Below are 21,047 nucleotides of genomic sequence, written 5' to 3' on the forward strand. Positions count from 1 at the left end.
TCGTCTCGATCCGTCATAGAGATGACGGACGAACCCCAACGGGCGTGACCCAGCGGCCCGCGCCCGACTCGAAGGAGAACACTAATGAGCGCCGGTACCGCACCGCCGAGGGCTGCCGGGCAGCGCAAGAGGGACGCGCTGCACCGGCTCGACCACGACATCGACGCCTGGGTGGCCACCGCCGACGAGGCGAGCGGCGCCCCCTGTCTGATCCCGCTGTCGTTCCTCTGGGACGGCGAGGCGCTCCTCGTGGCCACTCCGGCGGCGAGCGCCACCGCCCGCAATCTGTGGGCGACCGGGACGGCGCGGGTCGGGGTCGGTCCGACCCGTGACCTGGTCCTCATCGACGGGGCCGTACGCGCCCTGGGCAAGGGCGAGTTGACCGCCGCGGCGGGTGACGCCTTCGCCGCGAAGACCGGCTTCGACCCGCGGCGGCTCAGCACCGCGTACGCCTACTTCCGGATCACGCCCCAGCGGCTGCAGGCCTGGCGCGAGGCGGACGAACTCGCGGGGCGGGACCTGATGGTGGGCGGACGGTGGATCGTACGGGACTGAGCGGCCCCGCGTCCGCTACTGTCCGCGCTCCTCCCCCAGCGCCCGCCGCACATGGGCCCGCACCCGGTCCTGGTCGGCGCGGACAGCGTCGTACGCGTCCTTGTGACGGGCGACGTCGGCGCGCTGCTTCTCCTGCCGCACGGCCCACCACACTCCGGCGGTGTTGTGCTCCCGCTTGCACTCGACGTCGGCGACCGCCGTGGCCAACTCCCGGCGTGTACGCGTGGTGTTGCCGTCCTGGCGGCCCGAGCGGCCCGAGCGGCCCCACGCCTTGTCGCCGAAGGCGGCCTTGGGGTCCTTGTAGCGCTTGACGCCCTTGTCCGCCATGCACCGCGACCACGTCCCGAGGGCCTCGCGCACACGCGCGTCCTTGACCGCCGCCTTGTCCAGGTGCTGCGTCCGCCGGGCGGTGTACGTCCACATGCGCGTCTTGTCCGACACGCCCTCGACGAGCCGCTCGGTCCCGGCGCCCGAGCAGCCGCCGCCCCCGTCGGCCCCACGGCGCGCTCCGTACAGCGCCTCGTTCTCCTCCTGCGTGATCAAGCGGCCCTCGGGGCGCTGCGCACCGGTCTTCTTCCGCGGGTCGTAGCCGTATCCCCAGTCGCGGGCCGCATCGAGGTCGAGCGGTCCGTACGGGTACGAGGACATGGCCACGGCGACCATCGTCACCGACAGCGTGTCCTTCACCCGCTGCGGGTAGAGCGGGAAGTCGTCGTAGCCGAGCTTCTTCATGCACTGCTGCGCGAGAAGGGCCTGCGCCTTCGTGTGACGCCGGGCGTCCTTCGTGCTGAACTCATAGCGGTCCAGGGGCAGTTCGGGAAGATCTTCTTCGGTACGCACCGTCGGCACACCGGAGTCCGCCGCCGCCCCGTCCCCCGTTCCGCCGGTCCCGCATCCCGCGAGCCCCGCCACCAGCAGCCCCGCACCGGCCCAACGGGCAACGCCCCGCAACCCCATCCGTTCCGTCCCCTCCCCGGGAGCCTTCACCGATCGAACCGTCGGACCCTACCTCCGCCGCGGGGCAGGGCGGAGATCCGTGGTCGCCTCAGGCATCGTCGGGCGGTGCGGGCTCGGCCTCGGTCTCGGCGACCGGCCGCTCCATGGGTTCGTCGACGCACGCCTCGCATCGCGGGTTGTGGCAGGGGCCCGGTCCCCAGACAGGGACCCACACCCCGAGCACCTTGCGCCGTTTGATGGCCGTACCGACAGGCCGTCCGCAGACCTTGCACACCGGCTCGTCCTGCGGGCGGGGGCCGGACCGGCTCCCATCGCTGCCCATACGGCCAGGATATGGCGGGCACCGCGAAGGGGACAGCCCAGGCGCCCGCCGCCTCTCGCCGTCAGGTCCCGCTCTCGCGGCCCGCTGCCTCCCGGGGCCGGCGGATCTGCGCCGTGTCGACCTCCCCCGCCACCACCTGCCGCGCGAATTCCGCGAGCCGCAGCTGGTTCGCCCGCGCATGCCGCCGCAGCGCCGTGAACGCCTCGTCGACCGTGCACTGCCAGCGCTCGGCGAGCACGCCCTTCGCCTGTTCGATGCTGATCCGGCTGTTGAGCGCCGCCTGCAGCTGGTCGCGCTCGGCCTCGGTCCGCTCCAGGGAGCGCCGCTGCACGATCGCGATGGCGGCGACGTCCGCGAGCGCCTGTGCCAGCGCGATCTCGTCGGGGCCCAGCACGTCCGCCTTGGCCTGGAACAGGTTCAGTACGCCGAGGGTCTCGCCCCGCAGCCGCAGCGGAAGGACCTGCGCCATGGCGAACCCGGCCGCCCGTGAACCGACGGCGAAATCCGGCCAGATGGCGTGCGCCTGCCGACCGCCGAGGGCGATGTTGGTGTGCGCCTCGCCGGAGCGGTAGCAGTCCAGGCTCGGGCCCTGGTCCCGCTGCATCGTGAACAGATCGAGCACCCAGGGGTGCCCGTTGGACGCGGCGCCGAGCCGCAACTCGCCCTCGGGCGTGCCCAGCATCACGCCCGCCGCCGCCACGCCGAGCAACTCCACACAGCGCAAGGCGAGATTCCGCAGGAATTCGGCGGCGTCGAATTCATCGGTCAGGTACTCGGCCATTTCCACGAAGGCCTCCGCCAGGAGTCGCTCACGGGACGCGTTGCCCGACGTCTCGTGGGACGCTTCGTGCGACGCCTCGCGGATCGCGTCGGCGAGCATCCCGTGCAGCAGTTCGCAGGACATAAGGTTCACACCCTTCGTCGCCTGCGGGCAACACAGCAGTATCGCATCAACTTTATGTAAGGGGACGGACGTCAAGGGCGGAATCAAACGGCCGCGGCTCCCGCCACATGGGCCACAGCCGAGGGCCGTCCGGCAACTCGATGGCATGTCCCGTAAAGGCGAATCCCAGCCGTGTGTACAGCGCGAGGCTGCGGCTGCTGCTCGCCTCCAGATAGGCGTGCAGCCCCTCCCGGTCACAACGGTCGAGTACGCCGTCCATCAGCGTGGAGCCGAGCCCTTCACCCTGCCGCTCGGGGTGCACGCCGATCATGTGGAGGTACTGGTGGGCGCGGTCCGACGGGTGTGCCTCACTCGTCAGGCGGCCGATCACCTCGATCCGCTCGTTCCCCGCGTCGACGGCCTCACGGAGCTGCGCGGGCCCGTCCTCGTCCGCCTCCTGGGCGCCTGCCGGAACGGACCACCACAGGGCGACGGCCGCGCCGTCCTCCGTGATGTCGACGTATCCCTCGCCGAGCGCCATGTCGAGAAAGGCGGACATCAGGCCGCCGTGCCGCTCCCGCCGGTATTCCTCACCGGGAAAGACCCAGCCGCTCACCGGATCGTCCTGGAACGCCGCGTCGAGCAGCGCGACCACTTCCGGCCTGTCGCTCTCCCCGGCTCTCCGGATCGCTACTCCCACTGCCGCCCCTCAAACCCTCGACTGCCCCTAGACCGCCCTTGCCCCCGCCGAGCTGAACTGCGTTTCAGGCGCCTCGGGTTGCAGCCTAAGTGATCGTGCACCGCCATACGGCCGGGCCCCGCACCCTGACCGGAATTCGGCGGAGTGCGGGGCCCGGCTGCGACATGAATTCCCCGGAGCGCTCTCCTTCGGTTCCGGGTGTACGTCGTGTACGTCGTTCGGCGTGTGCGCCGTCGAGTGCGTACGCCGTTGAGTGCGTACGTCCTTGCGTACGACCTTCAGTGCGTACGCCGCGTCACGAACTCCGCGAGGGCGAGGAGGCCGCCCGCCGCCTCCGGTACCGGTACCGCGCCCGCCAGTTGGTTGATCGCGCGGGACATCCGGTCCGCCGCGTGCAGCAGCGCCCAGTCCCTGCCGCCCGCCTCCTCGACCGCGCGGGCCATCCGGTCCAGATTGCCCTCGGCGGGCTTCTGGCCGTACAGCTCCGCCAGTTCGGCGGCGGCCGGGGTGCCGGAGGCCAGCGCGGCGACCACCGGCAGGGACTTCTTGCGGGCGGCGAGGTCCGCGCCTGCCGGCTTGCCGGTGCGGGCCGGGTCGCCCCAGATGCCGATCACGTCGTCGATCAGCTGGAAGGCTAGTCCCGCCTCGCGGCCGAACCCGTCCAGCGCGTCCGCCGCGCCGCGTCCCGCACCCGAGTACACCGCGCCCAGCGCACAGGCGCACCCGAGCAGCGCCCCCGTCTTGGCCTCCGCCATGGCGAGGCACTCGTCGAGCGTGACCTCGTCGGGGCCCCGGCGCTCCAGCGCGCAGTCCGCGTGCTGGCCCGCGCAGAGCTCCACCACGCAGGAGGCGAGCCGGGTGGCCGCCGCCGAGGCACCGGGGTGCGGGTCCTCGGCGAGCAGCTGCTGCGCCAGCGCCTGCATCGCATCGCCGGCCAGGATCGCGTCGGCGTCGCCGAACACGGTCCAGGCGGTGGGGCGGTGCCTGCGGGTGGTGTCGCGGTCCATGACGTCGTCGTGCAGCAGCGTGAAGTTGTGGGTCAACTCCACGGCCGCCGCCGCCCGGACGGCCGTCGCCGGGTCACCGCCGAGCGCCCGCACCGCGGTGAGCACGAGCGCGGGCCTGATCGCCTTGCCCGCGTGCCCCGCCGCCGGTGTGCCGTCCGCGTGCTCCCAGCCGAAGTGGTAGAGCGCGACGCGGCGCATGGACCCGGGCAGCGAGTCGATCGCCCGGCGCAGCTCCGGGTCGACGCACACCCGCGCCGCCGCCAGGATCTCCGCCGCCTCCTGCCCTTCGTGGTCGTCGAGGCCGCCGTGCCCTTCGGCAGTGCCCTGCGCCATCTCCGTCATTTCCGTCGTCGTGTCCGTCATGGACTCACCCCGGGGAGGAGGCGGACGGTGGCTTTTCCTGGCCTGTGGGCGCGTACGGAGTGGGTTGTACCCCGCGGCGCCCCCACAGACACGGACTCACGACCAGCGGCCGATCTCGACGTTCTCCAGTACGCCGAGCGCGTCCGGCACGAGGACCGCCGCCGAGTAGTAGGTCGAGACCAGGTACGAGATGATCGCCTGCTCGCTGATGCCCATGAAGCGCACCGAGAGGCTCGGCTCGATCTCGTCCGGGATGCCCGCCTGGTGCAGCCCGATGACGCCCTGCTCCTCCTCGCCCGTACGCATACAGATGATCGAGGTGGTGCGGGCCTCGGAGACCGGGATCTTGTTGCACGGGAAGATCGGCACCCCGCGCCAGGTCGGGATGCGGTTGCCCCCCATGTCGATGGTCTCCGGGACGAGTCCCCGCTTGTTCAGCTCGCGGCCGAACGCGGAGATCGCGCGCGGGTGGGCGAGGAAGAGCTTCGATCCCCGCCTGCGGCTGAGCAGTTCGTCCATGTCGTCCGGGCTCGGCACGCCGTCGTGCGGCTGCAGCCGCTGCTCGTACTCGCAGTTGTGGAGCAGGCCGAACTCGCGGTTGTTGATCAGCTCGTGCTCCTGGCGCTCCTTGAGCGCCTCGACCGTGAGCCGCAACTGCTGCTCGGTCTGGTTCATCGGCTGGTTGTAGAGGTCGGCCACGCGTGAGTGGACGCGCAGCACGGTCTGGGCGACGCTCAGCTCGTACTCACGGGGCGCCGCCTCGTAGTCGACGTACGTGCCGGGCAGCACGGCCTCGCCGACATGGCCCGCGGAGAGGTCGATCTCCGCCTCGCCGAACTTGTTGGTCCGCTGGGCCGGGACGGACCGCAGCCGCTGCAGGTGGTCGCGGAGGCTGTCCGCACGCTCGGCGACCTGGTCGAGGTCCTGGCGGGGCAGCGTGAGCACGGTGCACGCGGTCACCGCGCGGATCGTGTGCTCCCAGATGGACTCCGGGTCGAGCAGCGCCTGGTCCCCGAAATAGGCGCCGTCGGCGAGCGAGCCGAGCACCGCGTCGTCCCCGTAGGGACCCGTGCCGATCTTCTCCACCTTGCCGTGCGCGAGGAGGAAGACCTCGTCGGCCTGGCTGCCGAAGGAGGCGATGACCTCACCGGCGGCGAACTCCCGCTGCTGGCAGCGCTGGGCGAGCTCGCCGAGCACGTCCAGGTCCTCGTAGTCCCGCAGGACCGGCAGTTCGCCGAGCTCCGCGGGGATGACCTGCACCCGGTCCCCGGTCTTCACGAACGTCACCCGGCCGTCGCCGACCGCGTAACTCAGCCTCCGGTTCACCCGATACGTACCGCCCTGCACCTGCACCCATGGCAGCGTCCGGAGCAGCCATCGGGAGCTGATCTCCTGCATCTGCGGCGCGGACTTGGTGGTGGTGGCCAGATTCCGTGCGGCCGAAGTACCAAGACTCTGCTGCGGCTTGGTCTGTTCCGTACGGATCTCTTCGCCTACCGACATTGGCAATACCCTCCCGATCAAGCGCTGATCTGCGCCGACCACACTTCCAGCACGATCAGTGCGCGCGCCATTACACAAACGAGCGGGAATGGATCACTGCCGACGGGGCAGCCCCCGCGTATGGGATGTTCGTGAAATTTGAGATCCACTCGGTCCGGGGAACTCCAAGATCCGCGCACCCGTTGAACGAGATGCATCGGCGTACATCCGCACCAATCGGCAGGAGACGGCAATGGCAGGCTTCCTGGATCGCGCCAAGGAACAGGCGCAGCGGGGACTCACCCAGGGCAAGCAGAAGCTCGACGAGGTCCAGGCGCAGCGCGCGGGCAACGATCTCTTGAAGAAGCTGGGCGCGGCGTACTACGCGCAGCAGCGCGGCACGGGCTCCCCCCAGGCCACCCAGCAGGCCTTGCAGGCCCTGGAGTCGTACATCGCGACGAACGGCGACGGCTTCATGCACGGCGGGGACCACCGCGGCTGACCAAATCGGCTCGCACGGTGCCCGAACAGCGACGGAATAGCTCCGAACGGCTGGTCCGGGCACCGTGGTTCCGGTAAAAGCGGACATACGAGACGGTCCGCGACCGGCGGCCGTCGCGCTCCGCAAAGGAGTCGGCCATGGCCCCACCCATGTCCGCGGGCAGGTTCCTCGACGTGCTCCAGGACGAAGGTGTGACGGTCGTCGAAGTCGGCGACTGGGAACACCACAACCGCAACCACAAGGGCCCCTGGGGTCCGGTGCACGGCGTGATGATCCACCACACCGTCACCTCGGGCAGCCGGCGGACGGTGGAGATCTGCCGCGACGGGTACGCCTCACTGCCCGGTCCGCTCTGTCACGGCGTCATCACCAAGGACGGCCGCGTCCACCTCGTCGGCTACGGCCGGGCGAACCACGCGGGCCTGGGCGACGACGACGTGCTGCGCGCCGTGATCGCCGAGAAGCGGCTGCCTCCGGACAACGAGGCGAACACGGACGGCAACCGTCACTTCTACGGCTTCGAGTGCGAGAACCTCGGCGACGGCAAGGATCCGTGGCCGGACGAACAGCTTCAGGCCATCGAGCTCGTCTCGGCGGCGATCTGCCGCCACCACGGCTGGACGGAACGCTCGGTGATCGGCCACCTGGAATGGCAACCGGGAAAGATCGACCCCAAGGGCTTCACGATGGACGAGATGCGGGAGCGCATCGCGGAACGCCTCAAGTAAGGCCCGGCCGGAGAGGCCCAGGCACAATGGCGGGGTGAGCACCACCCCGCCGACCGACCTGCACCCCCGCCTCCCGTCCCCGCTGCAACGACTCCGGGACGACAGGTTCACGCGGCGCGGAGTCACCCTCGTACTCAAGCGGGACGACCTCATCCACCCCGATCTTCCGGGCAACAAGTACCGCAAGCTGGTCCTGAACCTGGAAGCCGCCCGCGCGGCGGACCACTGCGCCCTGCTGACCTTCGGCGGGGCCTACTCCAACCACCTCAGGGCGACCGCCGCCGCCGGCCGCCTCCTCGGCATGGACACCATCGGCATAGTCCGCGGCGACGAACTCGCCGACCGCCCCCTGAACCCGTCCCTGGCCCGCTGCACGGCGGACGGCATGCGCCTGCACTTCGTCGACAGATCGACGTACCGCCGCAAGAAGGACCCCGAAGTCCTGGCGGCCGTCCTCCGCGACACGGGCGCGCGCAACCCCTACGTCATCCCCGAAGGCGGCAGCAACTCCCTCGCCGTACAGGGCTGCACGGCCCTCGGCGAGGAACTGCGCGGCCACGCGGACATCGCGGCGGTCGCCTGCGGCACCGGCGGCACCCTGGCGGGCCTGGCCGCCGGCCTCGCCCCGGACCAGCGAGCCCTCGGCATACCGGTGCTCAAGGGCGGCTTCCTGGGCCCCGAGATACGCGTACTGCAGCAGCGGACCTTCGGCGCCCCCACCCCCAACTGGCGTCTCGACGACCGCTTCCACTGCGGCGGCTACGCCCGCTCCACCCCCGAACTCACCGCGTTCGCCGACGACTTCGAGGACCGGCACGGCCTCTCCGTAGAGCGCGTCTACGTGGCCAAGCTCCTGTACGCGCTGACCGCCCTCTCCGAAGAGGGCGCCTTCCCTCCGGGCAGCACCGTCGCGGCCGTGATCACTCAGTCCTCGACCTCCCGGTAGGCGGCCGCCTCCTCCAGGTCCAGCTTCCGCAGCAGCGTCCGCATCATCTCGTCGTCGATGCGCCGCTCGTCCCGCATCCGCACGAACACCTCGCGCTCCGCGGCGATCGCCTCCCTGGCGAGCCTGCGGTAGGTGTCGTCCGCCGACTCCCCCGTGACGGGGTTGGGTTGGCCGAGCCGCTCCCACACGGAGTTGCGGCGGCGTTCGAGGACGGTGCGCAGACGGTCCTGAAGGGGCTGTGGAAGGCAGTTGCGCTCGTCCCGCATCAGTTCCTCCACCCGCTCCTCCGCGGCCTGCGAGGCGGCGTTCTGCGCCTGCGCCTCCGCGAGCGTCTCGGCCTGGGTGTCGCGGCCCGGCAGTTTCAGGACGCGGATCAGCCACGGCAGCGAGAGGCCCTGCACCACCAGCGTGCCGATCACGGTGGTGAAGGTCAGGAAGAGGACCAGGTTGCGCGCGGGGAACGGCTCCCCGTCGTCCATGACCATCGGGACGGAGAAGGCGATGGCGAGCGACACGACGCCGCGCATCCCGGCCCAGCTGACGATCAGCGGCCGCCGCCAGTCCATGTCGCTCTCCCGCTCCCTGATCCGCGGCGACAGGCGCGGCAGATAGGTCGCCGGGTAGGACCACACGAAGCGCATGGCGACGACGAAGACGAAGACGCCCACGGCGTACCAGGCGGCCTGCGCCCCGCTGTACTCGCCGAGCCCCTTGAGCACGAGCGGCAGTTGGAGCCCGATGAGCGCGAAGACCGCCGACTCCAGGATGAACGCGACGACCTTCCAGACGGCGGCCTCCTGGAGCCGCGTCTCGAAGTCGACCTCCCAGGAGCGGTGCCCCAGGTACAGGGCGACGACGACCACGGCGAGCACTCCGGAGGCCCCGACCTGCTCGGCGGCGGCGTACGCGACGAACGGGATCAGCAAGGAGAGGGTGTTCTGCAGCATCGCCTCCTTCATGCACCTGCGCAGCCAGTGGATCGGCACCATGAGGACGAGTCCCACGCCCACCCCGCCGACCGCGGCCACCAGGAACTCCCTGATCCCGCCCGACCAGCTCGCGCCCTCGCCGACCGCCGCCGCGAGGGCGACCTTGAAGGCGGTGATCGCGGTCGCGTCGTTCACCAGCGACTCGCCCTGGAGGATCGTGGTGATCCGGGACGGCAGGCCCACCCGCCGCGCGATGGCCGTGGCCGCCACCGCGTCCGGCGGCGCGATCACCGCGCCGAGGACCAGCGCGGCGGTCAGCGGCAGGTCGGGGATGAGCAGATACGCGAGATAGCCGACGGCGAGCGTGGCGAACAGCGTGTACCCCACGGAGAGCAGCGCCACGGGTCTGATGTTGGCCCGCAGGTCCAGGTAGGAGCTCTCCAGGGCCGCCGTGTGCAGCAGGGGCGGCAGGATCAGCGGCAGCACGATGTGCGGGTCCAGGTGGTAGTCCGGGACCCCGGGAACGTACGAGGCGACCAGTCCGGCCGCGACGACGAGCAGCGGCGCCGGCACCGGCGTCCAGCGGGCGGCACCGGCCACCGCCGCGCTCGCCGCGATCAGCGCCACCAGGGGCAGTACGTCCATTGGCCAGGCCCTCCGCGACACGCGTTCCCGTCGTAACCTGGCCATCATGAACGAGTGCCCGCACGTCACAGAGCTGCCGCACCCCGAAGTGACACCGCTCGGCGACACCTGCCCGGAGTGCCTGGCGGTCGGCAGTCACCCCGTGCAACTGCGGCTCTGCCTGACCTGTGGCCATGTGGGCTGCTGCGACTCGTCGCCGTTCCGGCACGCGACGGAGCACTTCAAGGACACCGGACATCCGGTGATGAGGACGTTCGAACCAGGCGAGAGCTGGCGTTGGTGCTTCGTGGACGGTTCGATCGTCTGAGGCCTGGGTACGTCAACCCGACGCCCGTACTCTCCAATTGGGCCCGCGAGACCCCTAGCCACTGTCCGTACCCGTAGGCTTACTATGAGTGACAGGAACGGAGCGGGGTCCCCGGGACACGGATCAGGGGAGCGCGGTAGCGTCACCGCTGAACTACGTGGCGCGTTACCCGTGTGACGCTGTACCGGACTGCCGCCTGTGCGGTGGACCTGGAGCCCCGAAAGTGCTTGTACCACCTTGGAGGTGAGGGTGTCCCAGATCGCAGGCGAGCCCGGGAATCAGGACTTCGTCGAGGTCCGCCTTCCGGCTGCGGGTGCCTACCTGTCGGTGCTGCGTACGGCCACGGCCGGTCTCGCGGCGCGTTTGGACTTCACTCTCGACGAGATCGAGGACCTCCGGATCGCGGTCGACGAGGCGTGCGCGATCCTGCTCCAGCAGGCGGTGCCGGGATCGGTGCTCAGCTGCGTCTTCCGCCTCGTCGACGACTCGCTGGAGGTGACCGTCTCGGCGCCGACCACCGACGGCCGGGCCCCGGAGCGGGACACCTTCGCCTGGACTGTGCTGTCCGCCCTCGCGGGTCAGGTCGACTCCTCGGTGGCCGAGGACAACACCGTCTCGATCAGCCTCTACAAGAAGCGCGGCGCGGGACCCGGGCCGGCGTGAGGGACGGGGACGGGCCGGTGCGGGACGAAGAGCGCGGGACACGAGGTCTGCCGGTCGGCAGGGGCGGGACACCCGCGGAGCCGGCCCTCGCGGGCATTCCCGACCAGCAGGCCAGGCCGCACCCGGAGGACCCGGAGCCGGGTTCCCCGAAGGCGGCCGACGCGTCGGAGCAGGCAGAGCCGACCGCCCAGGAGGAGCGCGAGCGCGCTTCCGTCCGGGGCGGCGCGCAACGGGCGGGATACATGAGCGAACACGGTGAGCAGCAGCACACCCGGCACGATCCGCAGGACCGCAGCGGTGCACGCGCGATGTTCGTCGAGCTGCGCGCGCTGAAGGACGGCAGCCCCGAGTACGCGGAGCTGCGCAACCAGCTGGTCCGCATGCACCTGCCGCTCGTCGAGCACCTGGCCCGCCGGTTCCGCAATCGCGGCGAGCCCCTTGACGACCTGACGCAGGTCGCCACGATCGGCCTGATCAAGTCCGTCGACCGGTTCGACCCGGAGCGCGGCGTGGAGTTCTCCACGTACGCGACACCGACGGTCGTCGGCGAGATCAAGCGGCACTTCCGCGACAAGGGCTGGGCGGTCCGGGTGCCGCGGCGCCTCCAGGAGCTGCGGCTCGCCCTGACCACGGCGACGGCGGAGCTCTCCCAGCAGCACGGCCGCTCCCCCACAGTGCACGAGCTGGCGCAGAAGCTGGCGATCTCCGAGGAGGAGGTCCTGGAGGGCCTGGAGTCGGCCAACGCGTACTCCACGCTGTCCCTGGACGTCCCGGACACGGACGACGAGTCCCCGGCGGTCGCGGACACCCTGGGCGCGGAGGACGAGGCCCTGGAGGGCGTCGAGTACCGGGAGTCCCTCAAGCCGCTCCTGGAGGACCTGCCGCCGCGCGAGAAGCGCATCCTGCTGCTGCGGTTCTTCGGGAACATGACGCAGTCGCAGATCGCGCAGGAGGTCGGCATCTCCCAGATGCATGTCTCCCGGCTGCTGGCCCGCACGCTCGCGCAGCTGCGCGAGAAGCTCCTGGTCGAGGAGTAGGCCCCCTCTCCGGAGAGGGGGCGTTCGCCACGGAGAGGGCTACTTCACGTCGTCCGGTACGTTGCCGGGGCCCCGGATGCCGAGGGCCTCGGTCGTGGCGGGGTTGACCAGCAGGACGAGCGCGGTGACGGCGACGACGGCGAGCGCGATGCCGCCCGGGATGGCCACGCTGTCGGCCTGCAGCAGCTGCCAGGCCACCGGCAGCGCCATGATCTGCGTGATGATCGCGGGCCCCCTGCTCCAACTGCGCCGCAGCAGCAGACCGCGCGCGGCGAGCAGCGGCAGGAGCGCGAGGACGACGAGGGTGCCGCCGCCGGTGATGGCCTGCTCGGGGTTGTCGGGATCGCCCGCGAGGCCCATCACGAGCATGTACAGACCCCCGACGAGGAGCGCGAGGCCCTCCAGCGCGGCCAGGGCCGCGGCAGCCGTCAGACGGGCGGGGCGCGGGCCCGGCTCCGGGGCCTCGGGGGTGGGTTTCGGCTCAGCACTCACCCTTGCAGGGTAGCCGTGCGTAGCCACGATCTTGTCGGTGGTCCGGACCCTCGGTCTAGGCCAGGTAAAGAGCGCTAGGTACTCTGCTTCGCATGCGTGCACTCCTTGTGGTCAATCCAGCGGCAACCACCACCAGTGCGCGTACGCGTGACGTACTGATCCACGCACTCGCCAGCGAGATGAAGCTCGAGGCGGTCACCACGGAGTACCGCGGCCATGCCCGGGACCTCGGCCGGCAGGCCGCGGAGAGCAAGGACATCGAGCTGGTCGTCGCCCTCGGCGGCGACGGCACGGTCAACGAAGTCGTGAACGGTCTGCTGCACCAGGGTCCCGACCCGGAGCGGCTGCCCCGCCTCGCCGTCGTACCCGGTGGCTCCACGAATGTCTTCGCGCGGGCCCTGGGGCTTCCGAACGACGCCGTGGAGGCGACCGGCGCGCTGCTCGACGCATTGCGTGAGGGAAGCGAACGGACAGTGAGTCTGGGCCGTATCTCGGGCACTCCGGGCACGGAGGACGAGGCGGTCCCGGGGCGCTGGTTCACGTTCGCCGCGGGATTCGGATTCGACGCGGGAGTGGTCGGCCGGGTCGAACAGCAAAGGGAACGCGGAAAGCGGTCCACTCATGCGCTTTATCTGCGCCAGGTGTTCCGTCAGTTCCTCGACGAGCCGCACCGCAGGCACGGAATGATCACGCTGGAGCGGCCCGGCGAGGACCCCGTGACGGACCTGGTCCTCTCCATAGTCTGCAACACCTCTCCCTACACCTACCTGGGCAATCGCCCGATGTACGCCTCCCCGCAGGCGTCCTTCGAGACGGGTCTCGACGTGCTCGGTCTGAGCAGGTTCTCGACCGTCGCGGCGGCCCGGTACGGGACGCAGCTGCTGGCCTCGACGCCGGACCGCGGACCCCAGGGCAAGCACGCGGTCACGCTGCATGACCTCACCGACTTCACCTTGCATTCGAAGGTGCCGCTCCCCCTCCAGATGGACGGTGACCACCTGGGGCTGCGGACGAGCGTGACGTTCACAGGCGTACGCCGTGCACTGCGTGTGATTGTGTGAGTAGAAGGGGCCAAAGTCCTTTCACTCGAACGTTTAGGCCAGGGTCCACCCCATGGAAGTACGGCTGTGACCCAGCCGACACTGAGGAATCAAAAAAAACTTGCCGGAAGGGGTTGTATCCGCCGCCGAGGTTTGCGAATCTCTACATGGCGATCGGGACGGCCCGCAACATCGGCCCCACAGAGAGCCAGAACCCCCTCCTCAACGAACAGGACATCGTCACGCACATGTGACGAAAGTCCCTTCCGCTGTCGGGGGATTCGTGAAAGCGTTCACATTCACAAGCAACCTGCATGTAATACCAAGGAGAGGTAGCAGCCATGGACTGGCGTCACAACGCCGTTTGCCGCGAGGAAGACCCCGAGCTCTTCTTCCCCATCGGCAACACCGGTCCTGCGCTGCTGCAGATCGAGGAAGCCAAGGCCGTCTGCCGCCGCTGCCCCGTCATGGAGCAGTGCCTGCAGTGGGCGCTCGAGTCCGGCCAGGACTCCGGCGTCTGGGGTGGCCTCAGCGAGGACGAGCGCCGCGCGATGAAGCGCCGCGCCGCTCGCAACCGTGCACGCCAGGCCAGCGCCTGACGCTCACGCCCCCAACGAGCCTGAGCCCGGCGGCGCGTACAGCGAGTACGCAACTCCCGCCCCCGAGCCGCAGCCGCGCAGTACCCCCGATGCGCATCGCAACGTGAGCAGTGAGCCCCGGACCACTTGGTCCGGGGCTCACTGCTTTGCGCGTGTGCGCCGCGCCGCGGGGACAGACCGTTCGCAGGCGCTATTTGTCGGCGCGTACCGGAATGTCGAGGATGACCCGTGTGCCGCGCTCCGGGGCCCGCACCATGTCGAAAGTGCCGCCCAGCTCGCCCTCGACCAGGGTCCGCACGATCTGCAGGCCGAGGTTGCCCGAGCGGTGCGGGTCGAAGTCGGCGGGCAGGCCGACGCCGTCGTCCTGAACGGTGATCAGCAGGCGGGTGTCCTTGCTGGTGCCGCCGCGCACCGCGGAGACCTCGACCGTCCCCATGTCGCCCTCGCGGAAGCCGTGCTCCAGCGCGTTCTGCAGGATTTCGGTGAGGACCATCGAGAGCGGGGTCGCGACCTCGGCGTCCAGGATGCCGAAGCGTCCGGTGCGCCGGCCGGTGACCTTGCCGGGTGAGATCTCGGCGACCATCGCGAGGACCCGGTCGGCGATCTCGTCGAACTCCACGCGCTCGTCCAGGTTCTGCGAGAGCGTCTCGTGCACGATGGCGATCGAGCCGACCCGGCGCACGGCCTCCTCGAGCGCCTCGCGGCCGGGCGCGGAGTCGATGCGGCGGGCCTGGAGGCGAAGGAGCGCGGCGACCGTCTGGAGGTTGTTCTTCACCCGGTGGTGGATCTCCCGGATGGTCGCGTCCTTGGTGATCAACTCCCGCTCGCGGCGGCGCAGTTCGGTGACGTCGCGCAGGAGTACGAGGGAACCGATGCGCGGGCCCTTGGGCTTGAGCGGGATCGCGCGGAGCTGAATCACTCCGTCGCCGCCCTCGATCTCGAACTCGCGGGGCGCCCAGCCGCTGGCGACCTTGGCCAGCGCCTCGTCCACCGGGCCGCGGGACGGGGCGAGTTCGGCGGTGGCCGTGCCGAGGTGGTGGCCGACCAGGTCGGCGGCGAGGCCCAGGCGGTGGTACGCGGAGAGCGCGTTCGGCGAGGCGTACTGGACGATGCCGTCGGCGTCGAGCCGGAGCAGTCCGTCGCCCACCCGCGGGGACGCGTCCATGTCGACCTGCTGGCCTGGGAACGGGAAGGAGCCGGCCGCGATCATCTGGGCCAGGTCGGACGCCGACTGGAGATAGGTCAGCTCCAGGCGCGACGGCGTACGCACCGTGAGCAGGTTGGTGTTGCGCGCGATGACCCCCAGGACGCGCCCTTCCCTGCGTACGGGAATGGACTCGACCCGCACCGGGACCTCTTCGCGCCACTCGGGGTCGCCCTCGCGCACGATGCGGCCCTCGTCCAGGGCGGCGTCGAGCAGGGGGCGGCGGCCGCGCGGGACGAGGTGGCCGACCATGTCGTCCTGGTAGGAGGTGGGGCCGGTGTTGGGCCGCATCTGCGCCACGGAGACATAGCGGGTGCCGTCGCGGGTGGGGACCCACAGCACGAGGTCGGCGAAGGAGAGGTCGGAGAGCAGTTGCCACTCCGAGACCAGCAGATGCAACCACTCGAGATCGGAGTCACCGAGAGCGGTGTGCTGGCGGACGAGGTCGTTCATGGAGGGCACGTGTGCGAGCGTACCTGGCACTTCGGGCGGGTCGGTGCGGGGCGATTCGCGACGAGGGTCGGGCGATTCCCCGCGGGCGGCGTCCGCTCGCCCGCGTCTCCCGACGAGCCGCGGCGCCAGGGCGGGACCCTCAACCCACCCTCGGCACCGCAGCCCTTCAGGAACATCGACCACCGGAATGTGCGGTACCGACGGCCGATCGGAGGATCCGACACGGTCAGGGCAGAGAGTGCCGGTTCCTCGGTCCGCCCTCCTGTGCGGGAAGGACGGATGCTTTACCCACGCATTGTGGACTAGACCATTCACCTGTGTCTATGCGCGGGACGATGTTAGTTGTCGTGGAATTCTCTCACTTCACCCCGGGGTGCCCCGAGGGTCATGCCGACGCCGGTTCGGGCGCGGAGGCGGGCGCCGGCCAGGCGTGCATGGCCAGTTCGGCGACGGCTTCCAGCTCCTGCCTGCTCGCTCCGTCGCGGGACTGCTGGGACATGCCCTGCAGGACCGCTCCGGTGTAGCGCGCGAGCGCGGGGGCGTCGGTGGTCGAGGGTAGCTCGCCGGCGGCGATCGCGGCGCCGATCCGCGCCTCGATGGACGCGACGTTCGCGTTGCGTCGGTCACGCAGGGCCTTTTCGACCTCCGGCGTCGTGCAGTTCGTCGCCGCGTAGATGACCAGGCAGCCGCGGGGGTGCCCCTCCTCCGTGTACTTCACCGCGGCCTCGCGCAGCATGCGGGCCACGCCGCCCCGGACGGTCGGTTCCTCGCTGAAGGCGCGGTTGCCGAAGTCGCCGTGCGTCTCGTTGTAGACCCGCACCGCCTCCTCGAACAGGGACTGCTTGTCGCCGAAGGCCGCGTACATGCTCGGCGCGCCGATCCCCATGGCCCGGGTGAGGTCCGTGACCGAGGTCGCCTCGTACCCGTGCTCCCAGAAGGCGCGGATGGCCTGCTCCAGCGCGGTCTCGCGGTCGAAGGAGCGGGGGCGTCCACGCTGTTTCGTCGCCATGGGGTGAATTCTATAGCGGGCGCTAGAAAAACGTCGCGGAGTCGGCTACGGTTTCTTTCTGTAGCGACCGCTAGAGAAATCGACGGCATGAGGAGGGGGCGTCCCATGGGCACGCTTGCGGGGAAGACGGCACTGGTCACGGGCGGCAGTCGGGGCATCGGGCGGGGCATCGCCGAGCGCCTGGGCCGGGACGGCGCACGGGTGGCCGTGCACTACGGCAGCAATGAGACGGCCGCGAAGGAGACGGTCGCGGCGATCGAGGAGGCGGGCGGCTCCGCCTTCGCCCTCCGTGCGGAGCTGGGCGTGCCCGGCGACGCCGAGGCGCTGTGGAGCGAGTTCGACCGGCACGCGGACGGCCTGGACATCCTGGTGAACAACGCGGGCATCGGGCTCTACGGCCACGTGGGCGAGGTCGGGGAAGAGGATCTCGACCGGGTGTTCGCGATCAACGCGAAGGCGCCGTTCTTCATCATCCAGAAAGGCCTCGACCGACTGCGCGACGGCGGCCGGATCATCAACATCTCCTCCGGGGTCACCCGCATCGCCTTCCCGATCACGGTCGGTTACTCGATGACGAAGGGCGCGCTCAACGTGCTGACCCACACGCTGGCGCAGGAGCTGGGCCCGCGCGGGATCACGGTCAACGCGGTGGCGCCCGGCATCATCGAGACGGAGATGATGACCGGCATCCCCGAGACCCAGCAGGCCGAGATGGCGTCGTACTCGACCTTCGGCCGGATAGGCCAGCCGGCGGACGTGGCGGACGTGGTCGCCTTCGTCGCCTCGGACGACGCGCGCTGGGTCACCGGTCAGTACATCGACGCGACGGGAGGGTCGGCGCTGGGGGTGTGATGGTCGGCGATGCCCACAGTCAGCGGGTCTCCGTCACCTTCGCGAGGGGCTCGGCCATCTCCCGGGACATGATCCGGCCCGGCTGCTCGCTCTGCGGGGCCGTTGTCGAGGCGGTCATGCCTTCCACTGTGCTTGCTCGGGGCTTGGCCCGCTTGGTGGAGGCGGCGCTCGACGGGCGGCTCCGGGGCGGAGAGCCGAGCATGGGATGCGGGACGCGGTGATCGGAGCCAGGGCGAGGTCCAGGGTCGAGAACCGGGGCCGAGAACCGGGGCCGAGAGCCGGGTGGAAAGGCGAGTGGAAAGCCGGGTGGAGAACCGGGTCGGAACCGGGGCCGAGAACCGGGGGTCCCGGTGGGCCAGCTCTGCTAGATTGGTCTATACCACCTACACAGTCCCTGTGAGTCCCCTCTCCAGAACGGCAGGCCCAGCGTGGAAGTTGTCATCGTCCCGGACGCCCAGGCAGGCGGCGAGCTGATCGCGGAGGCCATGGCCGCCCTGGTGCGCCGCAAGCCTGACGCCCTGCTCGGTGTCGCCACCGGATCCACCCCGCTGCCCATCTACGAAGCCCTCGCCGCCAAGGTCGGCTCCGGTGCCGTGGACGCCTCGCGGGCGCGGATCTGCCAGCTCGACGAGTACGTGGGGCTGCCCGTCGGGCATCCCGAGTCCTACCGGTCCGTGGTGCTGCGCGAGGTCGTCGAGCCGCTGGGGCTCGGCGAGGAGTCCTTCATGGGGCCCGACGGCAGCGCGGAGGACGTCCAGGCGGCGTGCGAGGCGTACGACGAGGCGCTCGCGGCGGCCGGGGGCGTCGATCTCCAGCTGCTCGGCATCGGCACCGACGGGCACATCGGGTTCAACGAGCCGTGCTCCTCGCTCGCCTCACGTACGCGGATCAAGACGCTGACGGAGCAGACGCGGGTGGACAACGCGCGGTTCTTCGACGGCGACATCGAGCAGGTCCCGCACCACGTGATCACGCAGGGCATCGGCACGATCCTGGAGGCCCGCCACCTGGTGCTGCTCGCCACCGGTGAGGGCAAGGCGGACGCGGTGGCTGCGACGGTGGAGGGCCCGGTGGCCGCGATCGTCCCGGCGTCGGCCCTCCAACTCCACCCGCACGCGACGGTCGTGGTGGACGAGGCCGCCGCCTCCAAGCTGAAGCTCGGCGACTATTTCCGCGCCACGTACGCGGCGAAGCCGGCCTGGCAGGGGCTGTAGTCCCGGCAGGGATCGTGGTTCTGGGCCGACCTGGCGCACGCCCCGGTGTGCGCTAGGTTGCCCGCCATGACCGGAGGCACGACCAAGAACGGAATCGGGCCCGTCGCCTGGCCGCCCGCCCCGATACGGACCGAGCGGCTCGTGCTGCGCGAGTCCGAGGCCCGCGACCGCGCGGCGTTCATCGAGCTGTTCGCGTCGCCGCAGGTGCGCGCCCACCTCGGGGGCCCCCGGCCGCGCGACGAGTTGGAGCGCGCCGTCCCGGAAGTGCCAGGACGGCGTCCCGGCGTCTTCGTGGTCGAACGCGACGGCGCGATGATCGGCTCGGTCACCCTCGAACGGCGCGACCCGGAGCGGCCGGGGCATCTCCGCCCGGATGCCGGGGAGGCCGAACTCGGTTACCTGTTCCTGCCGGAGGCGTGGGGGTGCGGGTACGCCGTCGAGGCATGCGCGGCGGCACTCGGCTGGTGCGCCGCCGCGCTGCCCGGCGAACCGGTGGTGCTCTGCACCCAGAGCGCCAACGACCGCTCGGTGCGCCTCGCCCAGAAGCTGGGGTTCACCGAGGTGGAGCGCTTCGAGGAGTTCGGCGCCGAGCAGTGGTTCGGCGTGTGGTCCCCGCCGGCGATGACCTAGCCCCGCGGTGACCGCCTGACCCCCGGTGACCGCCTAGCCCCCGGCGATGACCTCCGCCGCCGCGATCCCGCACACCCGCGCCGCGCCATGCGTCGCCACGTGGAGGGAGCCCCTCGGCGGCGACTGCGGGACGCCCATTTCGACCACGATGGTGTCGGGGCGGGCCGCGAGGAGCGTGTCCAGGGCCGCCGCCATCCACGCGTGACGGTGCGCGTCACGGACCACCGCTATGATCCGCCGCTCCCCCGCCGCCGCCAGCGCAAGCGCGCCCGCGTCCGCGCCGGTGAAGCTGCCCGTCTCCGTACCCGGAAGCAGCCGCTCCAGCTCGGCCGCGACACCCCACGGGGTCTCGTCGCCCACCGCGATGTTGGCCATCGGCGTGAAGGCGGCGACGTACGGAGGCTCGGTGAGCGGGGTCGTGTAGGACTCTCCGTGAGTGACCGTCAGGGCGCGGCGGGCCGCGACCAGGCCGATCTCGGTGTCGGGCGCGCCCCCCGAACGGTCGGCCGCGCCCGACACCGAGGTCCAATGGGCCAGCGCACGGACGCGGGCCGCCGCGTCGGCGAGGCGTTCTTCGGAGAGTTCGCCGGTGTGGACGGCCGAGACCAGCGCATCGCGCAGGCGCATGACCGTCTCATCGTCCGCGAGGCCGCCGCCCACGCAGATCGCGTCGGCGCCGGCGGCGATGGCGAGCACGCTGCCGCGCTCGATGCCGTACGTGGCGGAGATGGCCTGCATCTCCATGCCGTCCGTGACGATCAGGCCGTCGTATCCGAGTTCCTCGCGCAGTACGCCCGTCAGGATGCGGCGCGAGAGCGTCGCCGGGTACTCGGGGTCCAGGGACGGGACGAGGATGTGGGCGCTCATCACCGCGCGGGAGCCGGCGGCGATGGCGGCGCGGAACGGGGCGAGGTCGCGGGCGCGCAGGATCTCCGGGTCGACGCCGATGCGCGGCACGTCGTGGTGCGAGTCGACCGCCGTGTCGCCGTGTCCGGGGAAGTGCTTGGTGCAGGCGGCGACGCCCGAGGACTGCAGGCCCTCGACGTAGGCGGCGGTGTGCCGGGCCACCAGGAGCGGGTCGGCGCCGAAGGAACGTACGCCGATGACCGGGTTGTCGGGGTTGGAGTTGACGTCCGCCGAGGGCGCCCAGTTGAGGTTGACCCCGCAGGCGGCCAGGCGGCGGCCGAGCTCGGCGGCGACGTCGCGGGTCAGCGCGGTGTCGTCGACCGCGCCGAGGGCGTGGTTGCCGGGGAAGGAGGAACCGGAGCGGACCTCCAGGCGCGTGACGTCGCCGCCCTCCTCGTCGATGGCGACCAGGACGTCGTCCCGCTCGGCCCGCAACTGGGCGGTGAGCGCGGCCAGTTGGGCGGGCGATGCGATGTTGCGGCCGAACAGGCCGACCGAGGCGAGGCCCTCGCCGATGCGGCGGAGCAGCCAGTCCGGCGCGCTGGTGCCGACGAAGCCCGGCTGCAGGACGGTCAGGGCGTCCCGGGTGAGGGTGTCGGTGGGGTGAATGAGTGTCGACATA

23 protein-coding genes are annotated in these 21,047 nt (G+C 70.9%); 12 read left to right on the forward strand and 11 right to left on the reverse strand.

The annotated features are described in order from the left end of the window. Positions 1-84 precede the first annotated feature (84 nt). Positions 85-555, forward strand: a complete 471-nt coding sequence (locus tag ACIBKX_RS19385; protein ID WP_363271503.1) for a pyridoxamine 5'-phosphate oxidase family protein — start codon at positions 85-87, stop codon at positions 553-555. Between the two features lie 15 nt (positions 556-570). On the opposite strand, the gene ACIBKX_RS19390 is transcribed toward ACIBKX_RS19385, so the two are convergent. From ACIBKX_RS19390 to ACIBKX_RS19415, 6 genes are all read right to left on the reverse strand, one after another. Next, the gene (locus ACIBKX_RS19390) at positions 571-1,542 is read right to left on the reverse strand and encodes a hypothetical protein (RefSeq protein WP_363271504.1); all 972 of its coding nucleotides are present in this window, start codon (positions 1,540-1,542) and stop codon (positions 571-573) included. Positions 1,543-1,600: 58 nt separating this feature from the next. Next, on the reverse strand, positions 1,601-1,834 hold the full coding sequence (locus ACIBKX_RS19395; protein ID WP_363271505.1) for a hypothetical protein: 234 nt from the start codon (positions 1,832-1,834) through the stop codon (positions 1,601-1,603). Between the two features lie 61 nt (positions 1,835-1,895). Next, the gene (locus tag ACIBKX_RS19400; RefSeq protein ID WP_363271506.1) at positions 1,896-2,738 is read right to left on the reverse strand and encodes a GAF and ANTAR domain-containing protein; all 843 of its coding nucleotides are present in this window, start codon (positions 2,736-2,738) and stop codon (positions 1,896-1,898) included. Positions 2,739-2,790: 52 nt separating this feature from the next. After that, positions 2,791-3,417, reverse strand: a complete 627-nt coding sequence (locus ACIBKX_RS19405) for a GNAT family N-acetyltransferase (RefSeq protein ID WP_363271507.1) — start codon at positions 3,415-3,417, stop codon at positions 2,791-2,793. Between the two features lie 278 nt (positions 3,418-3,695). Then, positions 3,696-4,787 carry a family 2 encapsulin nanocompartment cargo protein polyprenyl transferase gene (locus tag ACIBKX_RS19410; protein ID WP_399375838.1) on the reverse strand — a complete coding sequence of 364 codons (1,092 nt, stop codon included), beginning with the start codon at positions 4,785-4,787 and terminating at the stop codon, positions 3,696-3,698. A 96-nt stretch (positions 4,788-4,883) separates the two neighbouring features. After that, on the reverse strand, positions 4,884-6,290 hold the full coding sequence (locus tag ACIBKX_RS19415; RefSeq protein ID WP_363271508.1) for a family 2B encapsulin nanocompartment shell protein: 1,407 nt from the start codon (positions 6,288-6,290) through the stop codon (positions 4,884-4,886). A 232-nt stretch (positions 6,291-6,522) separates the two neighbouring features. Between ACIBKX_RS19415 and ACIBKX_RS19420 the strand changes: the two genes are divergently transcribed. The 3 genes from ACIBKX_RS19420 to ACIBKX_RS19430 all read left to right on the forward strand — a co-directional run bounded on the left by ACIBKX_RS19420 (position 6,523) and on the right by ACIBKX_RS19430 (position 8,445). Further along, positions 6,523-6,771 carry a hypothetical protein gene (locus tag ACIBKX_RS19420; protein WP_363271509.1) on the forward strand — a complete coding sequence of 83 codons (249 nt, stop codon included), beginning with the start codon at positions 6,523-6,525 and terminating at the stop codon, positions 6,769-6,771. 137 nt (positions 6,772-6,908) lie between these two features. Then, entirely contained in the window at positions 6,909-7,499 is a 591-nt protein-coding gene (locus ACIBKX_RS19425; protein WP_363271510.1) for an N-acetylmuramoyl-L-alanine amidase, read from the forward strand. A 34-nt stretch (positions 7,500-7,533) separates the two neighbouring features. Further along, entirely contained in the window at positions 7,534-8,445 is a 912-nt protein-coding gene (locus ACIBKX_RS19430) for a pyridoxal-phosphate dependent enzyme (RefSeq protein WP_363271511.1), read from the forward strand. Here ACIBKX_RS19430 and ACIBKX_RS19435 read toward each other — a convergent pair. After that, complete coding sequence (locus ACIBKX_RS19435) at positions 8,424-10,019, reverse strand: Na+/H+ antiporter (RefSeq protein WP_363271512.1); 1,596 nt, start codon at positions 10,017-10,019, stop codon at positions 8,424-8,426. The two genes, ACIBKX_RS19430 and ACIBKX_RS19435, sit on opposite strands and share 22 nt — an antisense overlap. Positions 10,020-10,065: 46 nt before the next feature. Between ACIBKX_RS19435 and ACIBKX_RS19440 the strand changes: the two genes are divergently transcribed. The 3 genes from ACIBKX_RS19440 (at position 10,066) to ACIBKX_RS19450 (ending at position 12,026) form a co-directional block, all read left to right on the forward strand. After that, the gene (locus ACIBKX_RS19440) at positions 10,066-10,326 is read left to right on the forward strand and encodes a UBP-type zinc finger domain-containing protein (RefSeq protein WP_363271513.1); all 261 of its coding nucleotides are present in this window, start codon (positions 10,066-10,068) and stop codon (positions 10,324-10,326) included. A gap of 249 nt (positions 10,327-10,575) precedes the next feature. Next, positions 10,576-10,989: an anti-sigma regulatory factor gene (locus ACIBKX_RS19445; protein ID WP_135332116.1), complete on the forward strand. Its 414-nt coding sequence runs from the start codon at positions 10,576-10,578 to the stop codon at positions 10,987-10,989. Next, positions 10,986-12,026 carry an RNA polymerase sigma factor SigF gene (locus tag ACIBKX_RS19450; RefSeq protein WP_363271514.1) on the forward strand — a complete coding sequence of 347 codons (1,041 nt, stop codon included), beginning with the start codon at positions 10,986-10,988 and terminating at the stop codon, positions 12,024-12,026. The genes ACIBKX_RS19445 and ACIBKX_RS19450 overlap by 4 nt, the downstream gene beginning before the upstream one ends. Positions 12,027-12,065: 39 nt before the next feature. Here ACIBKX_RS19450 and ACIBKX_RS19455 read toward each other — a convergent pair whose 3' ends face one another. Then, a complete protein-coding gene (locus tag ACIBKX_RS19455; protein WP_363271515.1) occupies positions 12,066-12,518 on the reverse strand; it encodes a hypothetical protein in 453 nt (150 codons plus the stop codon). 92 nt (positions 12,519-12,610) lie between these two features. On the opposite strand from ACIBKX_RS19455, the gene ACIBKX_RS19460 reads away from it, so the two are divergent. Both ACIBKX_RS19460 and ACIBKX_RS19465 read left to right on the forward strand, forming a co-directional pair. Continuing rightward, on the forward strand, positions 12,611-13,579 hold the full coding sequence (locus tag ACIBKX_RS19460) for a diacylglycerol kinase family protein (protein ID WP_363271516.1): 969 nt from the start codon (positions 12,611-12,613) through the stop codon (positions 13,577-13,579). Between the two features lie 320 nt (positions 13,580-13,899). Next, positions 13,900-14,157: a WhiB family transcriptional regulator gene (locus tag ACIBKX_RS19465; protein WP_016639615.1), complete on the forward strand. Its 258-nt coding sequence runs from the start codon at positions 13,900-13,902 to the stop codon at positions 14,155-14,157. Between the two features lie 190 nt (positions 14,158-14,347). Here the strand turns inward: ACIBKX_RS19465 and ACIBKX_RS19470 are convergent, their stop codons facing one another. After that, positions 14,348-15,814 carry a PAS domain-containing sensor histidine kinase gene (locus tag ACIBKX_RS19470; RefSeq protein WP_363271758.1) on the reverse strand — a complete coding sequence of 489 codons (1,467 nt, stop codon included), beginning with the start codon at positions 15,812-15,814 and terminating at the stop codon, positions 14,348-14,350. 385 nt (positions 15,815-16,199) lie between these two features. After that, positions 16,200-16,823 (reverse strand): TetR/AcrR family transcriptional regulator, encoded by a 624-nt coding sequence (locus ACIBKX_RS19475; RefSeq protein ID WP_363271517.1) that lies wholly within the window; start codon positions 16,821-16,823, stop codon positions 16,200-16,202. 105 nt (positions 16,824-16,928) lie between these two features. On the opposite strand from ACIBKX_RS19475, the gene ACIBKX_RS19480 reads away from it, so the two are divergent. From ACIBKX_RS19480 to ACIBKX_RS19490, 3 genes are all read left to right on the forward strand, one after another. Continuing rightward, on the forward strand, positions 16,929-17,675 hold the full coding sequence (locus tag ACIBKX_RS19480) for an SDR family oxidoreductase (RefSeq protein WP_363271518.1): 747 nt from the start codon (positions 16,929-16,931) through the stop codon (positions 17,673-17,675). 428 nt (positions 17,676-18,103) lie between these two features. Continuing rightward, entirely contained in the window at positions 18,104-18,889 is a 786-nt protein-coding gene (gene nagB / locus ACIBKX_RS19485) for a glucosamine-6-phosphate deaminase (protein ID WP_363271519.1), read from the forward strand. 66 nt (positions 18,890-18,955) lie between these two features. Next, complete coding sequence (locus ACIBKX_RS19490; protein ID WP_363271520.1) at positions 18,956-19,519, forward strand: GNAT family N-acetyltransferase; 564 nt, start codon at positions 18,956-18,958, stop codon at positions 19,517-19,519. A 33-nt stretch (positions 19,520-19,552) separates the two neighbouring features. On the opposite strand, the gene ACIBKX_RS19495 is transcribed toward ACIBKX_RS19490, so the two are convergent. Then, entirely contained in the window at positions 19,553-21,046 is a 1,494-nt protein-coding gene (locus ACIBKX_RS19495) for a glycoside hydrolase family 3 protein (protein ID WP_363271521.1), read from the reverse strand. Between the last annotated feature and the right edge of the window lies 1 nt (position 21,047).

Source organism: Streptomyces sp. NPDC050658 (assembly GCF_044457025.1).
Lineage (GTDB): Bacteria > Actinomycetota > Actinomycetes > Streptomycetales > Streptomycetaceae > Streptomyces.